Raw genomic sequence first — 16455 nt, 5'->3', positions numbered from 1 at the left:
AATTATGAATGTAGGAATTATTGGTGCAGGAACCATGGGCGTAGGAATTGCTCAGGTGGCTGCAACAGCGGGTTGCAAAGTTGTTTTATTCGATGCAAATACTCCGCAAATTGATAAAGCACTTTCTGGCTTAGAGAAAACACTTCAAAAACTAGTTGAAAAAGCTAAAATCTCTCAGGAAAAAGCCACAGAAATAAAAAATAATATCGTTAAAGGTGAAACTTTAAAGGATCTAAAAGATTCTGATTTAGTGATCGAAGCGATTATCGAAAACAAAGAAATCAAAACCAAAGTATTCACAGAATTGGAGACCTATGTTTCTGACGAGTGTATCATCGGTTCCAATACATCATCTATTTCCATTACCTCTCTTGGTGCGGAACTACAAAAACCGGAACGTTTCATCGGAATTCATTTCTTTAATCCGGCTCCTTTGATGCCTTTAGTTGAGGTTATCCCATCTTTACTTACAGAAAAATCATTAGCAGAAAAAATCTACAACCTCATGAAAGATTGGGGGAAGACGCCTGTTATTGCTAAAGATATTCCCGGTTTTATCGTCAACAGAATTGCCCGTCCTTACTATGGGGAAGGATTGAGAATTGTTGAAGAAAATATTGCTACTGTAGAACAGGTTGATGAAGCAATGAAAACAATCGGAAACTTCAAAATGGGTCCTTTTGAATTAATGGATCTTATTGGGGTAGATGTAAATTTCTCAGTAACCACAACGGTTTACAAAGAGTATTTCTACGACCCGAAATATAAACCTTCTTTACTGCAACAAAGAATGTCTGAAGCGAAACTTCACGGCAGAAAAACAGGAAAAGGCTTCTACGATTATTCAGAAGGAGCAGAAAAGCCCGTTGCTCAAAAAGATGATGCATTGTATCAGCAAATCTTTTTAAGAATTATTTCAATGTTGATTAACGAAGCAGTTGAAGCCAAAAGATTAGGTGTTGCCAACGATGAAGATATCGAACTGGCAATGCAGAAAGGGGTAAACTATCCAAAAGGATTATTGGCTTGGGGAAAAGAAATTGGTTATTCTAAAATTTCTGAAACCTTACAAAATCTATACGAAGAATATCAGGAAGAGAGATACAGACAAAGTCCGTTACTTCGTAAAATATAATAATATACCAATCTAACAATGTAGCAATTGTGCTGTCATGCTGAGCTTGTCGAAGCATCTTATTGGTAAACTGTTACATTGTTAAATTTATTAGATTAGAAAGATGGATATAGATGGCTTCAGAGCCGAATTAGAAACAAGGCTTTTCATTGAAAAAGAATATATCGTTCAGGAGTTTTCTATGATTGATGATGATCAGGAAAAGTTTGAGTTATTGGGCAGATTTAATGATAAATACAAAGAGCTGATTAAACGGTTGGCTCTTGAAAATGGTATTGACTTAGATGCTTCTTATCAAAATGAATCTAATTCTTCAAACTCAGAAAATCTTTCATATGAGCAGATAATTCTTGGCAAAACGATGAATATTTATGAAAAGTTGGCTGAAGAATTATACGAAAAAATAACAAGCATAGATTAAAAAATGGATCCAAGACAAGTTGCAGATTATATGTTCGAGCAGGATTATTTTTCCCAATGGATGAATATCAAAATGATCGAAGTAAAAGAAAATTATTGTTTACTAGAAATGCTCATCAAAAAAGAAATGTTGAACGGGTTGAAAACAGTTCACGGAGGTGTAACGTTTGCTTTTGCAGATTCTGCATTGGCTTTTTCTTCCAACAGTTCTGGGGATGCGGCGGTTGCTCTAAACTGTATCATCAATTTTACCAAAGCCGGTAAAGAAGGAGACGTTTTCAGAGCAGAAAGTATCTTAGAAAACAATACCAGAAAAACAGCTGTTTACGATATTAAAATTACCAATCAAAACAACGAACTGGTTGCGAAATTCGTAGGAACAGTTTACAAGATCGGAAAAAAAGTAACGGAGCTGTAAGCTCAATGTAACAATGTAATAGTTTACCAATCTAACAATTTAATCACGATGATAAATTTTGAAAATAATCCATTGATTCAGAAAACCGTTCAATTTTCGTTGGATATTATTGAATTTTGTGAATTGTTAGAGGAAAAAAGAAAATTTGTTATTGCGAAACAATTGTTGCGTTCTGGAACAAGCATTGGAGCAAATGCATTTGAAGCTCAAAATCCTCATAGTAAAAATGATTTTGTAAACAAGATGAAAATTTCAGCCAAAGAATTAGAAGAAACGAAATATTGGCTATATCTCTGTAAACATTCCAAAAATTACCCATTTGATGAAAAGCTTGAACATCAAATTATAGAATTAGGAAAAATTATTTATAAAATTTTAAGTACAAGTTTAAATAAAAACCAAGGCATTTAGCATTGTTATACTGTTACATTGCTACATTGTTAAATTAATTGAATTATGAACAACGTATATATCATAGATTACATCAGAACGCCAATTTCAAAATTACAGGGAGGTTTATCAGAAGTTAGAGCCGATGATTTGGCAGCAGTTGTCCTTAAAGAAATTGTTGCTAGAAACCCTGAGGTTCCTGTTAATGAAATAGAGGACGTTATTTTCGGATGTGCAAATCAAGCGGGTGAAGACAACCGAAACGTAGCAAGAATGGGACTTTTATTGGCAGGACTTCCTTACAAAATCGGAGGTGAAACAGTAAACAGATTGTGCGCTTCTGGAATGTCAGCGGTAGCCAATGCTTTTCGTTCGATTGCTTCTGGAGAAGGTGAAATTTATATTGCGGGTGGAGTAGAGCATATGACACGTTCACCTTATGTAATGTCAAAACCTAGCGCAGCTTTTGGTAGAGACAGTCAGATGTTTGATACCACTTTCGGATGGAGATTTATCAATCCAAAAATGAAAGAATTATACGGCGTTGACGGAATGGGAGATACTGCTGAAAACTTAGCAGATATGCATAACATCAGCCGTGAAGATCAGGATAAATTTGCGCTTTGGTCTCAGCAAAAAGCAACCAAAGCTCAAGAGAACGGTAGATTGGCGGAAGAAATTGTAAAAGTTGAAATTCCACAAAAAAAAGGCGATCCAAAAATTTTCGATAAAGACGAATTCATCAAACCAACTTCTTCAATGGAAGGACTAGGAAAACTTCGTCCGGCTTTCAGAAAAGAAGGAACGGTAACAGCAGGAAATGCTTCAGGAATGAATGACGGTGCTGCTGCTCTTATTTTAGCAAGTGAGGAAGCTGTGAAAAAATATGGGTTGAAGCCAAAAGCTAAGATTTTAGGATCTTCCGTTGCAGGTGTTGAACCGAGAATTATGGGAATCGGACCTGTTGAAGCGACTCAGAAATTATTGAAAAGATTAAACCTTTCTTTAGACGATATAGACGTTATTGAATTGAATGAAGCGTTTGCCGCTCAATCTTTAGCCGTAACTAGAAGTTTAGGTTTACAGGATGATGATGCAAGAGTAAATCCAAATGGAGGTGCTATTGCGATTGGGCATCCCCTTGGAGTTTCGGGAGCAAGAATCATTGGTTCTGCAGCGATTGAACTTCAAAAACAAAATAAAAAATATGCATTATGTACGCTTTGTATCGGTGTAGGACAAGGCTATGCAATGGTTATTGAAAAAGTATAACTTTTTCAATAATGTAACAATATAAAAATGTATCAATGTAACAATTCCTGTCATTCTGAACAAAGTGAAGAATCAATTGGTAAACTGTTAGATTGATACATTATTACATTAATTTTTTAATAAAAATTTATGAATATCTACTCATATCACGGCATTCGCCCCATCATAAAGCCTTCTGCATACATTCACCCACAAGCGGTGATTATTGGAAATGTGGAAATTGGCGAAGAAGTTTATATCGGTCCCAATGCGGTAATCCGTGGAGACTGGGGTAAAATTATTATTAAAGACGGAGCCAATGTTCAGGAAAACTGTACGCTTCATGTTTTTCCGGGTATTGAAACCATTTTAGAAGAAGGGGCACACATCGGTCACGGTGCAATTATTCATTCCGGGCACATCGGTAAAAACTGTTTGGTTGGAATGAATTCAGTAGTGATGGACAAAGCCGTAATCGGTGATGAATGTATCATCGGCGCGTTGGCTTTCGTTCCTGCGAACTTTACCTGTGGACCTAGAAAATTAATTGTGGGAAGTCCTGCAAAAATCATCCGTGATGTTTCCGATGAAATGATAAAATGGAAAACAGAAGGAACAAAACTATATCAGGAATTGGCAAGGGAAGGCAAAGATGCTATTCTTCCTTGCGAGCCCTTTACAGAATATGTTGAGCAAATCCCTACGAAAGTTGTTGACTATAGTATTTGGGATGATGTGAAATAATTTAAAGTATATCAAAACCTATGAGGTTTGAATATTCAAAATACACAAATGAAGAAAAAATATGTCAAATACAGAAAGTTTTGAATATGGTCATGTATATCATATTTATACTCATGCAAACGGCAAAGATTTAATTTTTCGAGAAGATGAAAATTATAAATATTTTTTAAGCAAGCTTTTAAAATACATTATTCCAATAGCTGAAATATATGCTTATTGCTTAATGCCAAATCACTTTCATTTATTAATAAGGTTTAAAGATTCAGACCAAGTATCAAATGAGGATGAGCATAAATATTTAATGAGACAGTTTAGTAATTTATTAAATGGTTATGCAAAAGCATATAATAAGAAATATAATAGAAAAGGATCACTTTTTCTTGATTTTTTAAAACGCAAAAGAGTAGACGATGAAAAGTATTTGATTAAATTATTACATTATATTCACAATAACCCGGTCAATCATGGGTTTGTTGAAGATATTAATGATTGGAAATATTCATCTTATCATTCTTACATTAATTTGGCTAAAGAAAGTAAAATTGAAAGAGAAGAAATGATGCAATATTTTGATACAATAAAAGATTTTGTAGAATATCATAAATCAAATGTTGAGTATGATTTTCTAACAATCGAATAAAATACAGCTAACTCAAACCTCATAGGTTTCTAAAACCTATGAGGTTTTGAAAAGACAGTTAACAAATAAATAAAGTATGATAAAAAAGCTTCTCATTTTCTGCAGTATTATATTTACATTCCAATCTCTGGTTTTAGCCCAGAATGGAAATGTAAAACCATTAACAATCGGAGAAATCAGAACCATAAAGTCTAAAGTTTTAAATGAAGAAAGAACGTTAAATATTTATCTTCCGCTAGGATTTGATAAAACGAAATCTTATCCGATCATCTATCTTCTGGATGGAAGTATGAATGAAGATTTTATCCATGTTACAGGATTGGTTCAGTTCTTTAATCAAATGTATGCAATGCCGGAAACAATCGTTGTTGGAATTGCTAATATTGATAGAAAAAGAGACTTTACCTTTCACACAGATTTAAAAGATTTACAGAAAGATTATCCTACAACAGGGCATTCGGATAAATTCATCAATTTCCTTGAAAAAGAATTAAAACCTTATATCGAAAGTCAGTTTAAGACTACGGATACGTATATTTTCGGTCAATCTCTTGGCGGACTTTTAGCAACAGAGATTTTATTAAAAAAGCCTGAAATGTTTAATAACTATTTCATCATCAGTCCGAGTTTATGGTGGGATGATGAAAGTCTTTTGAAACAGGCCAATCAATTATTATCCAAAATTCCGGATACTAAAAAGTTCGTTTATGTTTCTGTAGGAAAAGGCGAACATCCAGTGATGGTAAAAGACGCAGAAGATCTATACGATGTTCTTAAAAAATCAAATAAAAAAAACTGGACGGTAGAATATAAAATGATGGAGGGAGACAATCATGCAACGATTCTCCACAGAAGTTTATACGAAGGTTTAGTGAAAATGTTTCCGTATAAGGAAACGAAATAAAAAAATATGGAAAAAAGAGGAATTAAGAATATAAAGGAGATAGAAAATATACAAGAACTTCTTAGTGAACTTCCTGAGTTTAAATATCAGAAAGAATTAACGAAGAAGCTGGATACTAAAAAAGATGATTTCACTTATGAAACCGTTTTAGAAATTGTTCTGTGGAAAACAAATAGATTCGCTGATATTGATCCGGATCTAATTTTGAAAATTAATGAACTAAGAGTTGAGTATAATGAAGTTTTAGCTGATGATATTTTGATTAAATTATTAGAATCAAAAGGATTTGATTTACCAATGGCTTCAACTTTTTTAAGATTCATAAATCCTAATTATTTTCAAATTATCGATCAAAGAGTGTATCGTCTTTTATATGGAGAAAATTTAAATATTCCATTCAGTCAACCAAAGAAAATTGAGTTGTACAAAAAATATCTTATTGACTTAAAACAGGTTTGCTTTGAATATGAAATTTCTTTTTCTGAGTCTGATAGAATTCTCTATCTGTTAGATAAACATCCTGAAGTTAATATGGAACAAAAAATTAAGTATTAAAATATCCAATATAATAATATGGAAAAACTAAAAAATTACATCCACGGAGAATGGATCGAAGGTACCGGAAACGGAATTCCTTTATACAATGCCGTGACGGGAGAGCAGGTTGCTGTTTCGGATACTGAAGGGCTGAATTTTGAACAAGCACTTGATTATGGTAGAACGGTAGGGTACAAGAATTTGTCTTCAATGACTTTCTACGATCGTGGAGAAATGTTGAAAAAAGTGGCACTTTACCTTTTAGAAAGAAAGAAAAAATATTACGAATTATCATATAAAACAGGGGCAACTCATGCAGATTCTTGGGTAGATATTGAAGGAGGTTTTGGTACGTTCTTCACGTATTCAGGATTGGCAAAGAGAATGCTTCCGAACACTCCGTTTTGGGTAGATGGGGAAACTCAGAAAATCTCTGCTAACGGAACTTTCTTAGGAACTCACATTCTAACGCCAAGTGAAGGAGTTTCTGTGCAAATCAATGCATATAACTTTCCTGTTTGGGGAATGTTGGAGAAATTATCGACTTCATTGTTGGCGGGTGTTCCTTCCATTGTGAAGCCTTCTCCTTTTGGTTCTTATTTGACGAATGCAGTTTTTCAGGATATGATTGAAAGTGGAGTTCTTCCTGAAGGAGCGCTTCAATTGGTTTGCGGGGAGCCGGGAAATATTTTGGATTATGTTCAGGATGGAGATTCTGTATTGTTCACTGGTTCTGCAACGACGGGTAGAAAATTAAAAGCTTTGCCTTCTGTTTCAGGAAATTCTGTTCGTTTCAATATGGAAGCAGATTCTTTGAACTGTTCAATTCTTGGATTGGATGCAAAACCGGGAACGCCTGAATTTGATTTGTTCATTAAAGAAGTTCGTACAGAAATGACAACAAAAGCAGGTCAGAAATGTACAGCGATCAGAAGAATTATTGTTCCTGAAAACTTAATTGGGGATGTTCAAAATGCTTTGTCTAAAGCTTTAGATCAAACTAAAATAGGAAACCCGTTAAGCAGAGATACAAGAATGGGATCTTTGGTTGGAAAGCAGCAATATGACGAAGTTGTAAGAAAAATAAATATCTTAAAAACTGAAAACGAACTTGTGTATGATGGGAAACACGAGCTTGTAGATGCAGACTATGAAAATGGTGCATTTATGAGTCCAAAGTTATTCTTAAATGATTCTCCATTTACAAAAAACATCTCTCATGATGTAGAAGCTTTCGGTCCGGTTTCTACTTTGATGCCTTACAAAGATGCAGAAGAAGCGGCAGCCTTGGCAAAAAGAGGAAAAGGAAGTTTGGTAGGTTCAATTGTTTCTCACGATGAGAAATTCGTTGCAGAAACTTCTTGGAAAATGGCTTCTCAGCACGGTAGAATTTTCGTGTTAAACAGAGATAATGCAAAAGAAAGTACAGGTCACGGTTCTCCACTTCCTACATTAATGCACGGAGGTCCTGGTAGAGCAGGAGGCGGCGAGGAAATGGGTGGATTGAATGGTCTTCATTTCTTCCTTCAAAAAACAGCAATTCAAGGTTCTCCGGATATTTTGACGGCTATTACGAAAGTATATCAGCAAGGAGCAGAGAAAAAATATGCAGACAAGCATCCTTTCCAGAAATATTTTGAAGATGTTGAAGTAGGAGATTCGTTGGAAACAGCAGGAAGAACGGTTACTGATGCAGATATCGTGAACTTCTCTAATGTTTCTTGGGATCATTTCTACGCCCATACAGATGCTACAAGCTTAACGGGAACTATTTTCGATAAAACCGTGGCTCACGGATATTTCATCCTTTCTGCGGCAGCTGGATTGTTCGTATCAGGGAAAAAAGGACCAGTTATCGCGAACTATGGATTAGAAAACTGTTCGTTCTTCAAGCCTGTTTATGCAGGAGATACGATTACGGTTTATTTAACAGCGAAAGAAAAAATCAACAGAGGCGTAAAAGGAAGAAATATTCCTTCCGGTGTGGTAAAATGGCTGGTTGAAGTGGTGAATCAGAGAGAGGAAGTAGTTTGTGTAGCCACCATTTTAACGTTGGTAGCAAAGCATTCTCCTTTTATTGACCTTAAAAATGTTCAGAAAATTGTAAAAGGTTTAGCTGAATCAACTCAACCAACTTGGGGTAAAATGTCTCCTCAACAAATGATAGAACATTTGGAACATGGTGTTTTGGTAAGTTTAGGCGAACCGGAAGCTGATAAATGTTTCACTCCTGAAGAACAGTTGGAAAAATGGCAGGATTCTCTTTACAATCACAGAAAAATGCCTAAAGATTTCCCAGCGCCATTCTTAGCTGAAGATGAAAAGTTACTGGAATTAAGACATAAAAATCTGGATGTTGCAAAACAGTCTTTCCTAGATAATTTGAAGAAATTCTCAGTGTATTATAAAGAAAATCCACAAGCTGAACACATGAATTTTGTATTCGGAAAATTAAACAAAGAAATGTGGGAACTGATGCATAAAAAACATTTCACGCATCATTTTGAGCAGTTTGGATTGATTTAATTCAAAATAAAATATAAATTTATAATCCCTTTTGGTTTTTACTGGAAGGGATTTTTATATTGTTTAGTTATTTAAATTGGTATAGGCTAGTTCCGTAATTTTTGCAATCAAACTATCATTAGTAGCATCATCCTCTTTAGAATTAGATATGAAGACAGCAATCATAAATGATTTTCCGTTTTTAAGATTTACAATTCCTATATCATTACAAGCGGTTATAATACCATTTTCTCGATTGGATGTACCAGACTTATGAAATGACTGGGTATCCTTTTTTATAAGCCCTTGAATTCTTGTATTTATAACAGAATGCTCCATGTAATTTTTCAATGAGTCATAGCTATGATCAGATAATATTTCTTTTTTTTCGAGTTGATAAAGAATTTCAGTTGCCATGCTTGGCGTAATAATATTGGATTCGAAATCACGTTGAGAGCTGGAATAATCATGCATGATAGAGAATTGATCTTTAGTTGCTTTAAAAGTTTGATGAATAAAGATATTTAAATTACTGAGACCGCCTGAAGCAACAGCTAGCTTATCAAATACATTATTATCGCTGCTTTTAATCATAAACTTGAGAGATTGCTTTAAGGAAAGAGTAGTTCCTTGAGGTATGCTGTCTCGTAATGGACTATAAAGATCGGGCTTCAAATCTTTTTTAGAAAATAGGATAGGTTGATTAAGATTAAGTTTCCCTTTATCAACTTGATTCAATATATAAACGGCTAAGAAGAGTTTAGAAACACTATAAAGTTTGTACTTTTTATTATTAACAGATACAATCTCATCTCCCGAATGATCTCTAATAGAAATTCCTATATCAAGTTTTTTATTTGAAATTAATTCATGAATGTTATTGCTTAATTCTTTTCTTTTATCGATGTTCTTGCATCCGATTATGCAAATTAAAAAGACTAAATAAATTATTTTAAAATTTTTCATTATTAATAATTTTTCATTGTGTTATTAAATTAGAATTTGATGTCATAGGTTTAAATCAATGTATTGGTATAATTAATTTAAACCCATGACAATTTATAAAAAATCATTTTTAATTAAAAATGATAATTACTTTTACAGTAAAATCAGAATCTCATTTATTTAAAACAAAATATGGAATTACAATTTTTCAAAGACTTTGACTTTACCGATTTCTGGAGTGAAAGCAGTTATTCAGTAAGAGATTACATCGAAGAATTTTCCGATGATGAAATGGTTGTATCAATTGAAAACGAATTAGGCTATAAACTTCCAGCTTCTTATATCGAATTGATGAGAATTCAGAACGGAGGATTGGTAGACAAAAGTTGTTTTCCAACAACAGAAGATAATTCTTGGGCAGATGATCATATTGCAATTACTGGAATTATGGGAATTGGAAGAGACAAAACGTATTCTGTTTGTGGAGAACTCGGAAGCCAGTTTATGATTGATGAATGGGGATATCCTGCAATCGGAGTGTATATTGCAGATTGCCCTTCTGCAGGTCATGATATGATCTTACTCGACTATTCTAAGTGTGGAAAAGACGGCGAGCCGGAAGTGGTACATGTAGATCAGGAAGATGATTACAGAAAAATTTTTCTGGCAAAGGATTTTGAAACATTTATTAAAGGATTAAAAGACGAAGATGAGTTTGATGCCGAGTAAATAAGCTGTAATTTTAAAACGTACAATTAAAAATCATAAATAGTAAAAATAATGAACGAAAACTGGATGCAAAAGTGGGAAGAAGTGAAAAATATTATGGTTTGTCCTACAGACCTGGAAACATATTTTACTTCCGATGAAATTCTGGGACAGAAAATGGAGACGATGGAAATCGGAAATGTTTCTCTGCCTTCTGGAAAAGTGGTGGTGAGAGATCCGTTGGTTTCTCTGAATGCGAATCAATCGCCTTATTTTATTCAGGCTCCGAAAGGAAATTTCCCTGTGACAATTGCTGTGGTAAAATCTGAAGATTGGGGAGACAGATATGCTGTTGTGAAAGTGGAGTTTACCAAAGAAAAACCGGTTGTTTATAGAGAGGCTTTAGTCGGAATTGAAGAGCTGGAAGGGGTAACCGAAGATGATTTTTTTGGTTTCGGTGTGGATGCCGGTCTAGGTTGTATTACCGATAAAGAAGTGCTTCCTTTTGTAGATAAATTTATAGATGCAACAGATGTAGATAATGTTTACGATGATTATTTCGCCGAAATTTTCGCACAAAGCTATAAAGATTATCCCAACAATCAGCGAGAGGCCGGAGACTGGATCAATTGGACGGTTCCCAATACAAATTATCAGATCCCGATGTTTGCAAGTGGTTTTGGTGACGGTAGCTATCCTGTTTACTTTGCTTATGATGCTAATGGAGAAATTTGTGGCTTATACATTCAATTTATTGATATTGAATTGGCTTTAAGTGATGAAGGAGACGAGGACGATGTAGACTATGTAGACGGGGATGACGATGATCAACCTGACAACTTCGTTTTTCTTAAAAACTAAATATGAATAAAACTTTTGCTGACCAAGTTGTTCACTTCAATAAAAATCTGGAATATACAGGAGATCTTCCTGAAGGTTTTCAGGTATTGAATCCGTATTTAGATCATCCGGAAACGATGGAAGTCATGCAAAAGTTTTATCAAAAATATTATAACGATTCTAATAAAAGAAAATTCATTATTGGGATTAATCCAAGCCGTCATGGAGCAGGGGTAACAGGCGTTCCGTTTACCGATACAAAACGTTTGGAATCTGTTTGCGGAATTACTATGAAATCTGCCCACACGCACGAAATTTCTTCCGTTTTTATGTACGATATGATCGAAGCATACGGCGGTGCAGAAGAATTTTACAAAGAATTTTATATCAATTCTCCATTTCCTCTAGCCATTGTAAGAAAGGCAAAAACCGGTTGGTTGAATGCCAATTATTATGATGATAAAAAGCTATTCGAAGACGTAAAAGATTTTATGATAGAATCTTTACAAAAACACATCAGCCTAAATATCGATACTTCAGAGGTTTTTATTTTAGGAAAGAAAAATGCCGACTTTATTTCCAAACTTAATAAAGAAGCAAAGCTTTTTGATAGAATGACAGTATTAGAGCATCCAAGATATATTCAGCAATATAAATTGAAAGAAAAAGAGATGTATATTGATAAGTATATTTTAGCATTAAAAAATAAAAATCCCTTGATTATTTCAAGGGATTTTATCACAATTGTGTAGTTAGAATCTTCGTGGTACAATATGCTTATGTTAAAATTTTCATGGTTATTAGTTTTTAACACTATACTAAGCTATTTCTTAATGATTTTATAAGACTCTGAGGGTGTTTTTATGATATAAACTCCACTTGGAAGTTCTGCAATATTGGTTTCATTGATTCCTTTTTTAAGGTCTAAGCTTTTTACCAACTTACCTTCTTGGTTGTATACCTGAGCTTTTGTGTTTTCGTCAGTTTGCATTGAGAATTCACCGTTTGTAGGATTTGGATAGATGCTGATCTTATCTTTTGAAACTTTTGTATCATTTGTTCCTAAAACAATACCTGAATCTTTCACCCAGGTAAAGGCATCAAAACCAAGATAACGATAATCTCCACCAATGGTCAATCGAAGTTCATCTACAATAATATTGGAGTAGTTTTGTCCGTTTAGGTTCGTAAGATCAATTAAGGTATATCCATTTGTCGTTCCCAGAGATGTTGCAAAACCTGTACTTTTAGTTTGTGTAAATTTGGTTACACCATTTAATCTTCCGGTAACCGTAAGAGTCCCCGAAGCATTTTGATTGGTAAGGTAATTGGCTAAAAATACCCAAAATCTATTTACTTTAAACAAATTTGAAGTTGTTTTTATACTAAAAGAAACATTTGCATTTTCCAAAGTTGCCGTACCGGAATTATCAATGTATCTATTGTCATTTGATGTGCCACTCCATCCAGTATTGGGAAAGTTAGCAATATCGAAAAGAGAAGCTGGAGCATTATGCGAGATGATATTGAAAATTACTCCATTATCACTAAAACTAGTGCTTCCACTGGATTCAGTTTCGAAAACTTCTGTACTTGTCTGCGCAAATGTAAAAAGGGAAATGAGCAGACTACAGATCGTGAAAAAAGTAGTGCTTTTCATGATTTTAATTGTTTAGGTTGTTAATAAATTTGAGTTTATGGTCTTGAAGGGTAAATACCTTCAACACAAATGATATAGTTTAATCCTAAGTAAGGAGGCATATTGTTGATAGGCAAATTCTGACCGATGAATGAAACAGATTTTGCATTAATAACCGTATCAGGGTCGCCATCTACAAAGCTTGGTATCGGATTAAATTCTCTCCCGTTTGGCGTTCCTGTAATCGCTAAAGAAGATCCGGAAGTAGGTGTTATAGAATTGGCATTCGCATTCGCTACTTTTACTTGGCTTATAAAGCTTGGTAGGTTTGAACTCAAAAGAGTAGTTTGTGCAGAACCCGACATTTCACCAAGTTCATACGATTTTCCTGTGTTTGAACCTCCTCCTGCTCCGATAGGATAGCGTCCGTTAAGGTTAGGCAACGCAAAAGTAGATTGTCCATCGCCACCGTAGGTTGTTCCTAGTAATGAATAAAGTGCAGAATTTTGTGCAATGCTTAATAAAGCTCCGTTACAGAATAAGAAACCTCTAGGGGCAAAGTTTCCTGCAAATAATTTGATAGTGCCCATTAATTCTTCCATGATTGTATAGTTTTTTCAGTTATTGATTTTTTTAAGTACTTGTCGTTTTTTTAAGCTTACGGTCTTGAAGGGTAAATACCTTGTATACAGATAATGTAATTTAATGCTAAGTAAGGAGGCATATTGTTGATTGGTAAATTCTGACCCGTAAAAGAAACAGATTTTGGATTGATAACCGTATTAGGATCACCATCTGCAAAACTTGGTATAGGGCTGAATTCTCTCCCATTTGGTGTTCCTGTGATTGCAAGTGATGCATTTGCAGAAGGAGTAATGGAGTTTGCATTTGCATTCGCTACTTTTACTTGGCTTATAAAGCTGGGTAAGTTTTGTTGAAGAAGAGTTGTCTGCGTAGTACCTGCCTGTCCTCCTAAAGGATAATACTCGTTCGCATTTATATTGCCTGATCCCAAAGGATAACGTCCTTTTAAGTTAGGTAAAGCAAAGGTTCTTATACCGTCACCACCATACGTAGTACCTAAAATTGAGAAAAGGGCAGAATTACTCTGGATTTGTAATAAGCTTCCATCGCATAGTAGGTAACCTTTAGGGGCAAAGTTTCCTGCAAATACTTTAATTACTCCAATCATTTCGTCCATGATATTATTTTTTTTTCAGTTTTAAATGTTCCTACTCTTTTCTGAGGCTTTTCGGATCCCGCCGGTTGTTGGTGTTTATTTACAAGTCAAAGGAACGATATATATAAAAGGAGAAGTAGAGTATAAAATACCAAATTGGAGACTCCGTATTTTTACTGAGTGGCAGAGGAATATTATGAAAGAATATTTGTTTTTTGTTCTCGTTAAAAGCTTCGTATTTAGTATTTTTGTAAGAATCTAATTATAATTTAAAAATGAACGAATTCGTAGTTTCAGAACTGAAAAATAATATTGCCGAGATCACATTCGGTACTCCAAAAAGTAATGCTCTTCCGGGAGCCATTTTAGAAAAGCTGGCTCAGACCATTTTGGATGATGGTGCCAAAGATGAGGTAAAAGCTATTCTTGTGAAAAGTGCAGGGGAGAAAGCTTTCTGTGCGGGAGCAAGTTTTGATGAGCTTTTGTCTATTGAAGAGCTGGAAGCATCTACAAAATTTTTCGGAGGCTTTGCTAAAGTTTTGAATGCGATGAGAAACTGCGGTAAAATTGTAGTGGTAAGAGTTCAGGGAAAAACGACTGGAGGTGGAGTAGGCCTTGCTTGTGGAGCAGATTATTGTTTTGCAACAAAAGATTCGGCGTTGGCATTAACAGAAATCAATTTAGGAATCGGGCCATTCGTAATCGGACCGTATGTAGAACGAAAAATAGGGAAATCTCAGTTTTCAGCAATGGCAATTGATGCAGATTTCAGATCAGCAGAATGGGCAGAACAACACAATGTATATCATTCCGTTTCAGAAAATATTGAAGAGATGGATGTTAAGTTGGATAAATTTATGCAAACATTGGCTTCAAGAAGCAGCGATGCCTTAGCGTTAATTAAAAAAGTATCTTGGGAAGAAACAGATCATTTCAATGAATTAATGCCTGCAAGAATTCACATGAGTGCAAGTTTGATCTTGGAAGAATCTGCAAAGAAAAATATAGAATCTATTAAAGAAAGATTGAGAGCGAAATAGTTTTCAGTCTTTTTAAATAAATCTAGCCGTTGATATTTTCAGCGGCTTTTTTGTTTAATAAAAATATTTCTACATTTTAGAAAAAATAGTTTGCAGATTAAAAATTAATTTTAACTTTGTATTTCAAAGTTCTTTATATGGATTCAAAAAACTATCACGAAGATCTGTCACATATTCGTTCCATGATGGAGCGTTCTTCCAGATTTATTTCTTTAAGCGGATTATCCGGAGTGGTTGCTGGTTTGGCAGCGCTTATTGGTGCCGGTTATGTGTATGTTGTATTTCAGAGAGAGGGAATAAACTATTTTGATGGTGACAGAAATATATTTCATCCGGCTTTAGTTCGCGAATTAGTCATTATTGGAACTTTGATCCTGTTTGTTGCTATTCTTAGCGGGTATTTTTTCACTGCTAATAAAAGTAAAAAGAAAGGACTGAAGATTTGGGATGCTACAACCAAAAGACTGTTATTCACTTTTAGCGTTCCTTTGGTAACGGGCGGCATGGTGTGTTTAGCTCTTCTTTATCACCATCTCTTCGTTTTAGTAGCTCCTGCAACTTTGATTTTTTATGGATTAGCTTTAGTAAACGCAGAAAGATATACTTTAACAGATGTAAAATATTTAGGATATTGCCAGATTGCTTTAGGGTTACTTTCTCTATTTTTCTTAGGATGGGGATTACTCTTTTGGGCGCTAGGCTTTGGAGTTTTACATATTGTGTATGGATTGATAATGCATAAAAAATATAAATAATACCTAAATTTGCGCCTCGGAAACTAATTCCTGAAGCCTGCAACCTATCTCCTGAAATTATGATCAATATAAATCAACTCAACAAAGAATTCGAAAGCCGTGTAAGATTGGGCATTATGTCTGTTCTCATGGTGAACGATTGGGTTGATTTCTCAGAAATGAAGAGTCTGTTGGAAATTACAGATGGTAATTTAGCCAGTCACAGCAATGCGTTGGAAAAAGCTGCTTACATAGAAGTGAAGAAAGAATTTGTAGGTAAAAAACCTAAAACATCATATAGGGTCACCCAAAGTGGGAGAGAAGCATTTACTGAACATCTAAATATGTTGGAAAAATTAATAGGGAGGTAAGCTCTATATTTTTTTATCTTTTTACTTTGTTATTCAAAGTTCTTTGTTGTTTTA

At 34.5% G+C, this 16455-nt stretch carries 20 protein-coding genes; 16 read left to right on the top strand and 4 right to left on the bottom strand.

What is annotated here, in order from left to right; translation table 11 throughout:
* The first annotated feature begins 4 nt into the window (after window positions 1-4).
* From AMQ68_RS17565 to paaZ, 10 genes are all read left to right on the top strand, one after another.
* A complete protein-coding gene (locus tag AMQ68_RS17565) occupies window positions 5-1135 on the top strand; it encodes a 3-hydroxyacyl-CoA dehydrogenase NAD-binding domain-containing protein (RefSeq protein ID WP_054511918.1) in 1131 nt (376 codons plus the stop codon).
* 103 nt (window positions 1136-1238) lie between these two features.
* Window positions 1239-1556: a hypothetical protein gene (locus tag AMQ68_RS17560; RefSeq protein ID WP_054511917.1), complete on the top strand. Its 318-nt coding sequence runs from the start codon at window positions 1239-1241 to the stop codon at window positions 1554-1556.
* Between the two features lie 3 nt (window positions 1557-1559).
* Window positions 1560-1973, top strand: coding sequence for a hotdog fold thioesterase (locus tag AMQ68_RS17555; protein ID WP_054511916.1), 414 nt, complete (start codon window positions 1560-1562; stop codon window positions 1971-1973).
* A 48-nt stretch (window positions 1974-2021) separates the two neighbouring features.
* Window positions 2022-2384 (top strand): four helix bundle protein, encoded by a 363-nt coding sequence (locus tag AMQ68_RS17550; RefSeq protein ID WP_054511915.1) that lies wholly within the window; start codon window positions 2022-2024, stop codon window positions 2382-2384.
* A 45-nt stretch (window positions 2385-2429) separates the two neighbouring features.
* A complete protein-coding gene (gene pcaF, locus AMQ68_RS17545) occupies window positions 2430-3635 on the top strand; it encodes a 3-oxoadipyl-CoA thiolase (RefSeq protein ID WP_054511914.1) in 1206 nt (401 codons plus the stop codon).
* Between the two features lie 129 nt (window positions 3636-3764).
* Complete coding sequence (locus AMQ68_RS17540; protein WP_054511913.1) at window positions 3765-4358, top strand: transferase hexapeptide repeat family protein; 594 nt, start codon at window positions 3765-3767, stop codon at window positions 4356-4358.
* 61 nt (window positions 4359-4419) lie between these two features.
* The gene (locus AMQ68_RS17535; protein WP_054511912.1) at window positions 4420-4998 is read left to right on the top strand and encodes a transposase; all 579 of its coding nucleotides are present in this window, start codon (window positions 4420-4422) and stop codon (window positions 4996-4998) included.
* Window positions 4999-5074: 76 nt separating this feature from the next.
* The gene (locus AMQ68_RS17530; RefSeq protein ID WP_054511911.1) at window positions 5075-5902 is read left to right on the top strand and encodes an alpha/beta hydrolase; all 828 of its coding nucleotides are present in this window, start codon (window positions 5075-5077) and stop codon (window positions 5900-5902) included.
* 6 nt (window positions 5903-5908) lie between these two features.
* Complete coding sequence (locus AMQ68_RS17525; protein WP_054511910.1) at window positions 5909-6457, top strand: hypothetical protein; 549 nt, start codon at window positions 5909-5911, stop codon at window positions 6455-6457.
* Window positions 6458-6475: 18 nt separating this feature from the next.
* Window positions 6476-8965 (top strand): phenylacetic acid degradation bifunctional protein PaaZ, encoded by a 2490-nt coding sequence (gene paaZ, locus AMQ68_RS17520; protein ID WP_054511909.1) that lies wholly within the window; start codon window positions 6476-6478, stop codon window positions 8963-8965.
* A 63-nt stretch (window positions 8966-9028) separates the two neighbouring features.
* Here paaZ and AMQ68_RS17515 read toward each other — a convergent pair whose 3' ends face one another.
* Window positions 9029-9910, bottom strand: a complete 882-nt coding sequence (locus AMQ68_RS17515) for a class A beta-lactamase (protein ID WP_054511908.1) — start codon at window positions 9908-9910, stop codon at window positions 9029-9031.
* A 171-nt stretch (window positions 9911-10081) separates the two neighbouring features.
* On the opposite strand from AMQ68_RS17515, the gene AMQ68_RS17510 reads away from it, so the two are divergent.
* From AMQ68_RS17510 to AMQ68_RS17500, 3 genes are read left to right on the top strand one after another with little or no spacing between them, the layout of a single operon-like run.
* Complete coding sequence (locus AMQ68_RS17510) at window positions 10082-10618, top strand: SMI1/KNR4 family protein (RefSeq protein WP_054511907.1); 537 nt, start codon at window positions 10082-10084, stop codon at window positions 10616-10618.
* 51 nt (window positions 10619-10669) lie between these two features.
* On the top strand, window positions 10670-11458 hold the full coding sequence (locus tag AMQ68_RS17505; RefSeq protein ID WP_082384142.1) for a DUF4241 domain-containing protein: 789 nt from the start codon (window positions 10670-10672) through the stop codon (window positions 11456-11458).
* Window positions 11459-11460: 2 nt separating this feature from the next.
* Window positions 11461-12189 carry an SMUG2 DNA glycosylase family protein gene (locus tag AMQ68_RS17500; protein ID WP_054511906.1) on the top strand — a complete coding sequence of 243 codons (729 nt, stop codon included), beginning with the start codon at window positions 11461-11463 and terminating at the stop codon, window positions 12187-12189.
* 71 nt (window positions 12190-12260) lie between these two features.
* On the opposite strand, the gene AMQ68_RS17495 is transcribed toward AMQ68_RS17500, so the two are convergent.
* From AMQ68_RS17495 to AMQ68_RS17485, 3 genes are read right to left on the bottom strand one after another with little or no spacing between them, the layout of a single operon-like run.
* The gene (locus tag AMQ68_RS17495) at window positions 12261-13097 is read right to left on the bottom strand and encodes a T9SS type A sorting domain-containing protein (protein ID WP_054511905.1); all 837 of its coding nucleotides are present in this window, start codon (window positions 13095-13097) and stop codon (window positions 12261-12263) included.
* A 35-nt stretch (window positions 13098-13132) separates the two neighbouring features.
* Window positions 13133-13678, bottom strand: coding sequence for a phage tail protein (locus AMQ68_RS17490; protein WP_054511904.1), 546 nt, complete (start codon window positions 13676-13678; stop codon window positions 13133-13135).
* Between the two features lie 56 nt (window positions 13679-13734).
* Window positions 13735-14277, bottom strand: coding sequence for a phage tail protein (locus AMQ68_RS17485; RefSeq protein WP_054511903.1), 543 nt, complete (start codon window positions 14275-14277; stop codon window positions 13735-13737).
* Window positions 14278-14531: 254 nt separating this feature from the next.
* On the opposite strand from AMQ68_RS17485, the gene AMQ68_RS17475 reads away from it, so the two are divergent.
* The 3 genes from AMQ68_RS17475 (at window position 14532) to AMQ68_RS17465 (ending at window position 16401) form a co-directional block, all read left to right on the top strand.
* Window positions 14532-15296 carry an enoyl-CoA hydratase/isomerase family protein gene (locus AMQ68_RS17475; RefSeq protein WP_054511901.1) on the top strand — a complete coding sequence of 255 codons (765 nt, stop codon included), beginning with the start codon at window positions 14532-14534 and terminating at the stop codon, window positions 15294-15296.
* Between the two features lie 137 nt (window positions 15297-15433).
* A complete protein-coding gene (locus tag AMQ68_RS17470; RefSeq protein ID WP_054511900.1) occupies window positions 15434-16051 on the top strand; it encodes a hypothetical protein in 618 nt (205 codons plus the stop codon).
* A 59-nt stretch (window positions 16052-16110) separates the two neighbouring features.
* The gene (locus tag AMQ68_RS17465; protein ID WP_054511899.1) at window positions 16111-16401 is read left to right on the top strand and encodes a transcriptional regulator; all 291 of its coding nucleotides are present in this window, start codon (window positions 16111-16113) and stop codon (window positions 16399-16401) included.
* The last annotated feature ends 54 nt before the right edge of the window (window positions 16402-16455 follow it).

Origin of the sequence: Chryseobacterium sp. ERMR1:04, assembly GCF_001297705.1 — a bacterium.
Classification (GTDB): Bacteria; Bacteroidota; Bacteroidia; order Flavobacteriales; family Weeksellaceae; genus Chryseobacterium.
This window is presented reverse-complemented; position numbering and strand designations above follow the sequence as displayed.

Excerpts from the sequence above, each read along its gene's own strand:
- AMQ68_RS17565 (WP_054511918.1), top strand. The coding sequence starts at position 5 with ATGAATGTAGGAATTATTGGTGCAGGAACCATGGGCGTAGGAATTGCT.
- AMQ68_RS17560 (WP_054511917.1), top strand. The coding sequence starts at position 1,239 with ATGGATATAGATGGCTTCAGAGCCGAATTAGAAACAAGGCTTTTCATT.
- AMQ68_RS17555 (WP_054511916.1), top strand. The coding sequence starts at position 1,560 with ATGGATCCAAGACAAGTTGCAGATTATATGTTCGAGCAGGATTATTTT.
- AMQ68_RS17550 (WP_054511915.1), top strand. The coding sequence starts at position 2,022 with ATGATAAATTTTGAAAATAATCCATTGATTCAGAAAACCGTTCAATTT.
- pcaF (WP_054511914.1), top strand. The coding sequence starts at position 2,430 with ATGAACAACGTATATATCATAGATTACATCAGAACGCCAATTTCAAAA.
- AMQ68_RS17540 (WP_054511913.1), top strand. The coding sequence starts at position 3,765 with ATGAATATCTACTCATATCACGGCATTCGCCCCATCATAAAGCCTTCT.
- AMQ68_RS17535 (WP_054511912.1), top strand. The coding sequence starts at position 4,420 with ATGTCAAATACAGAAAGTTTTGAATATGGTCATGTATATCATATTTAT.
- AMQ68_RS17530 (WP_054511911.1), top strand. The coding sequence starts at position 5,075 with ATGATAAAAAAGCTTCTCATTTTCTGCAGTATTATATTTACATTCCAA.
- AMQ68_RS17525 (WP_054511910.1), top strand. The coding sequence starts at position 5,909 with ATGGAAAAAAGAGGAATTAAGAATATAAAGGAGATAGAAAATATACAA.
- paaZ (WP_054511909.1), top strand. The coding sequence starts at position 6,476 with ATGGAAAAACTAAAAAATTACATCCACGGAGAATGGATCGAAGGTACC.
- AMQ68_RS17515 (WP_054511908.1), bottom strand. The coding sequence starts at position 9,910 with ATGAAAAATTTTAAAATAATTTATTTAGTCTTTTTAATTTGCATAATC.
- AMQ68_RS17510 (WP_054511907.1), top strand. The coding sequence starts at position 10,082 with ATGGAATTACAATTTTTCAAAGACTTTGACTTTACCGATTTCTGGAGT.
- AMQ68_RS17505 (WP_082384142.1), top strand. The coding sequence starts at position 10,670 with ATGAACGAAAACTGGATGCAAAAGTGGGAAGAAGTGAAAAATATTATG.
- AMQ68_RS17500 (WP_054511906.1), top strand. The coding sequence starts at position 11,461 with ATGAATAAAACTTTTGCTGACCAAGTTGTTCACTTCAATAAAAATCTG.
- AMQ68_RS17495 (WP_054511905.1), bottom strand. The coding sequence starts at position 13,097 with ATGAAAAGCACTACTTTTTTCACGATCTGTAGTCTGCTCATTTCCCTT.
- AMQ68_RS17490 (WP_054511904.1), bottom strand. The coding sequence starts at position 13,678 with ATGGAAGAATTAATGGGCACTATCAAATTATTTGCAGGAAACTTTGCC.
- AMQ68_RS17485 (WP_054511903.1), bottom strand. The coding sequence starts at position 14,277 with ATGGACGAAATGATTGGAGTAATTAAAGTATTTGCAGGAAACTTTGCC.
- AMQ68_RS17475 (WP_054511901.1), top strand. The coding sequence starts at position 14,532 with ATGAACGAATTCGTAGTTTCAGAACTGAAAAATAATATTGCCGAGATC.
- AMQ68_RS17470 (WP_054511900.1), top strand. The coding sequence starts at position 15,434 with ATGGATTCAAAAAACTATCACGAAGATCTGTCACATATTCGTTCCATG.
- AMQ68_RS17465 (WP_054511899.1), top strand. The coding sequence starts at position 16,111 with ATGATCAATATAAATCAACTCAACAAAGAATTCGAAAGCCGTGTAAGA.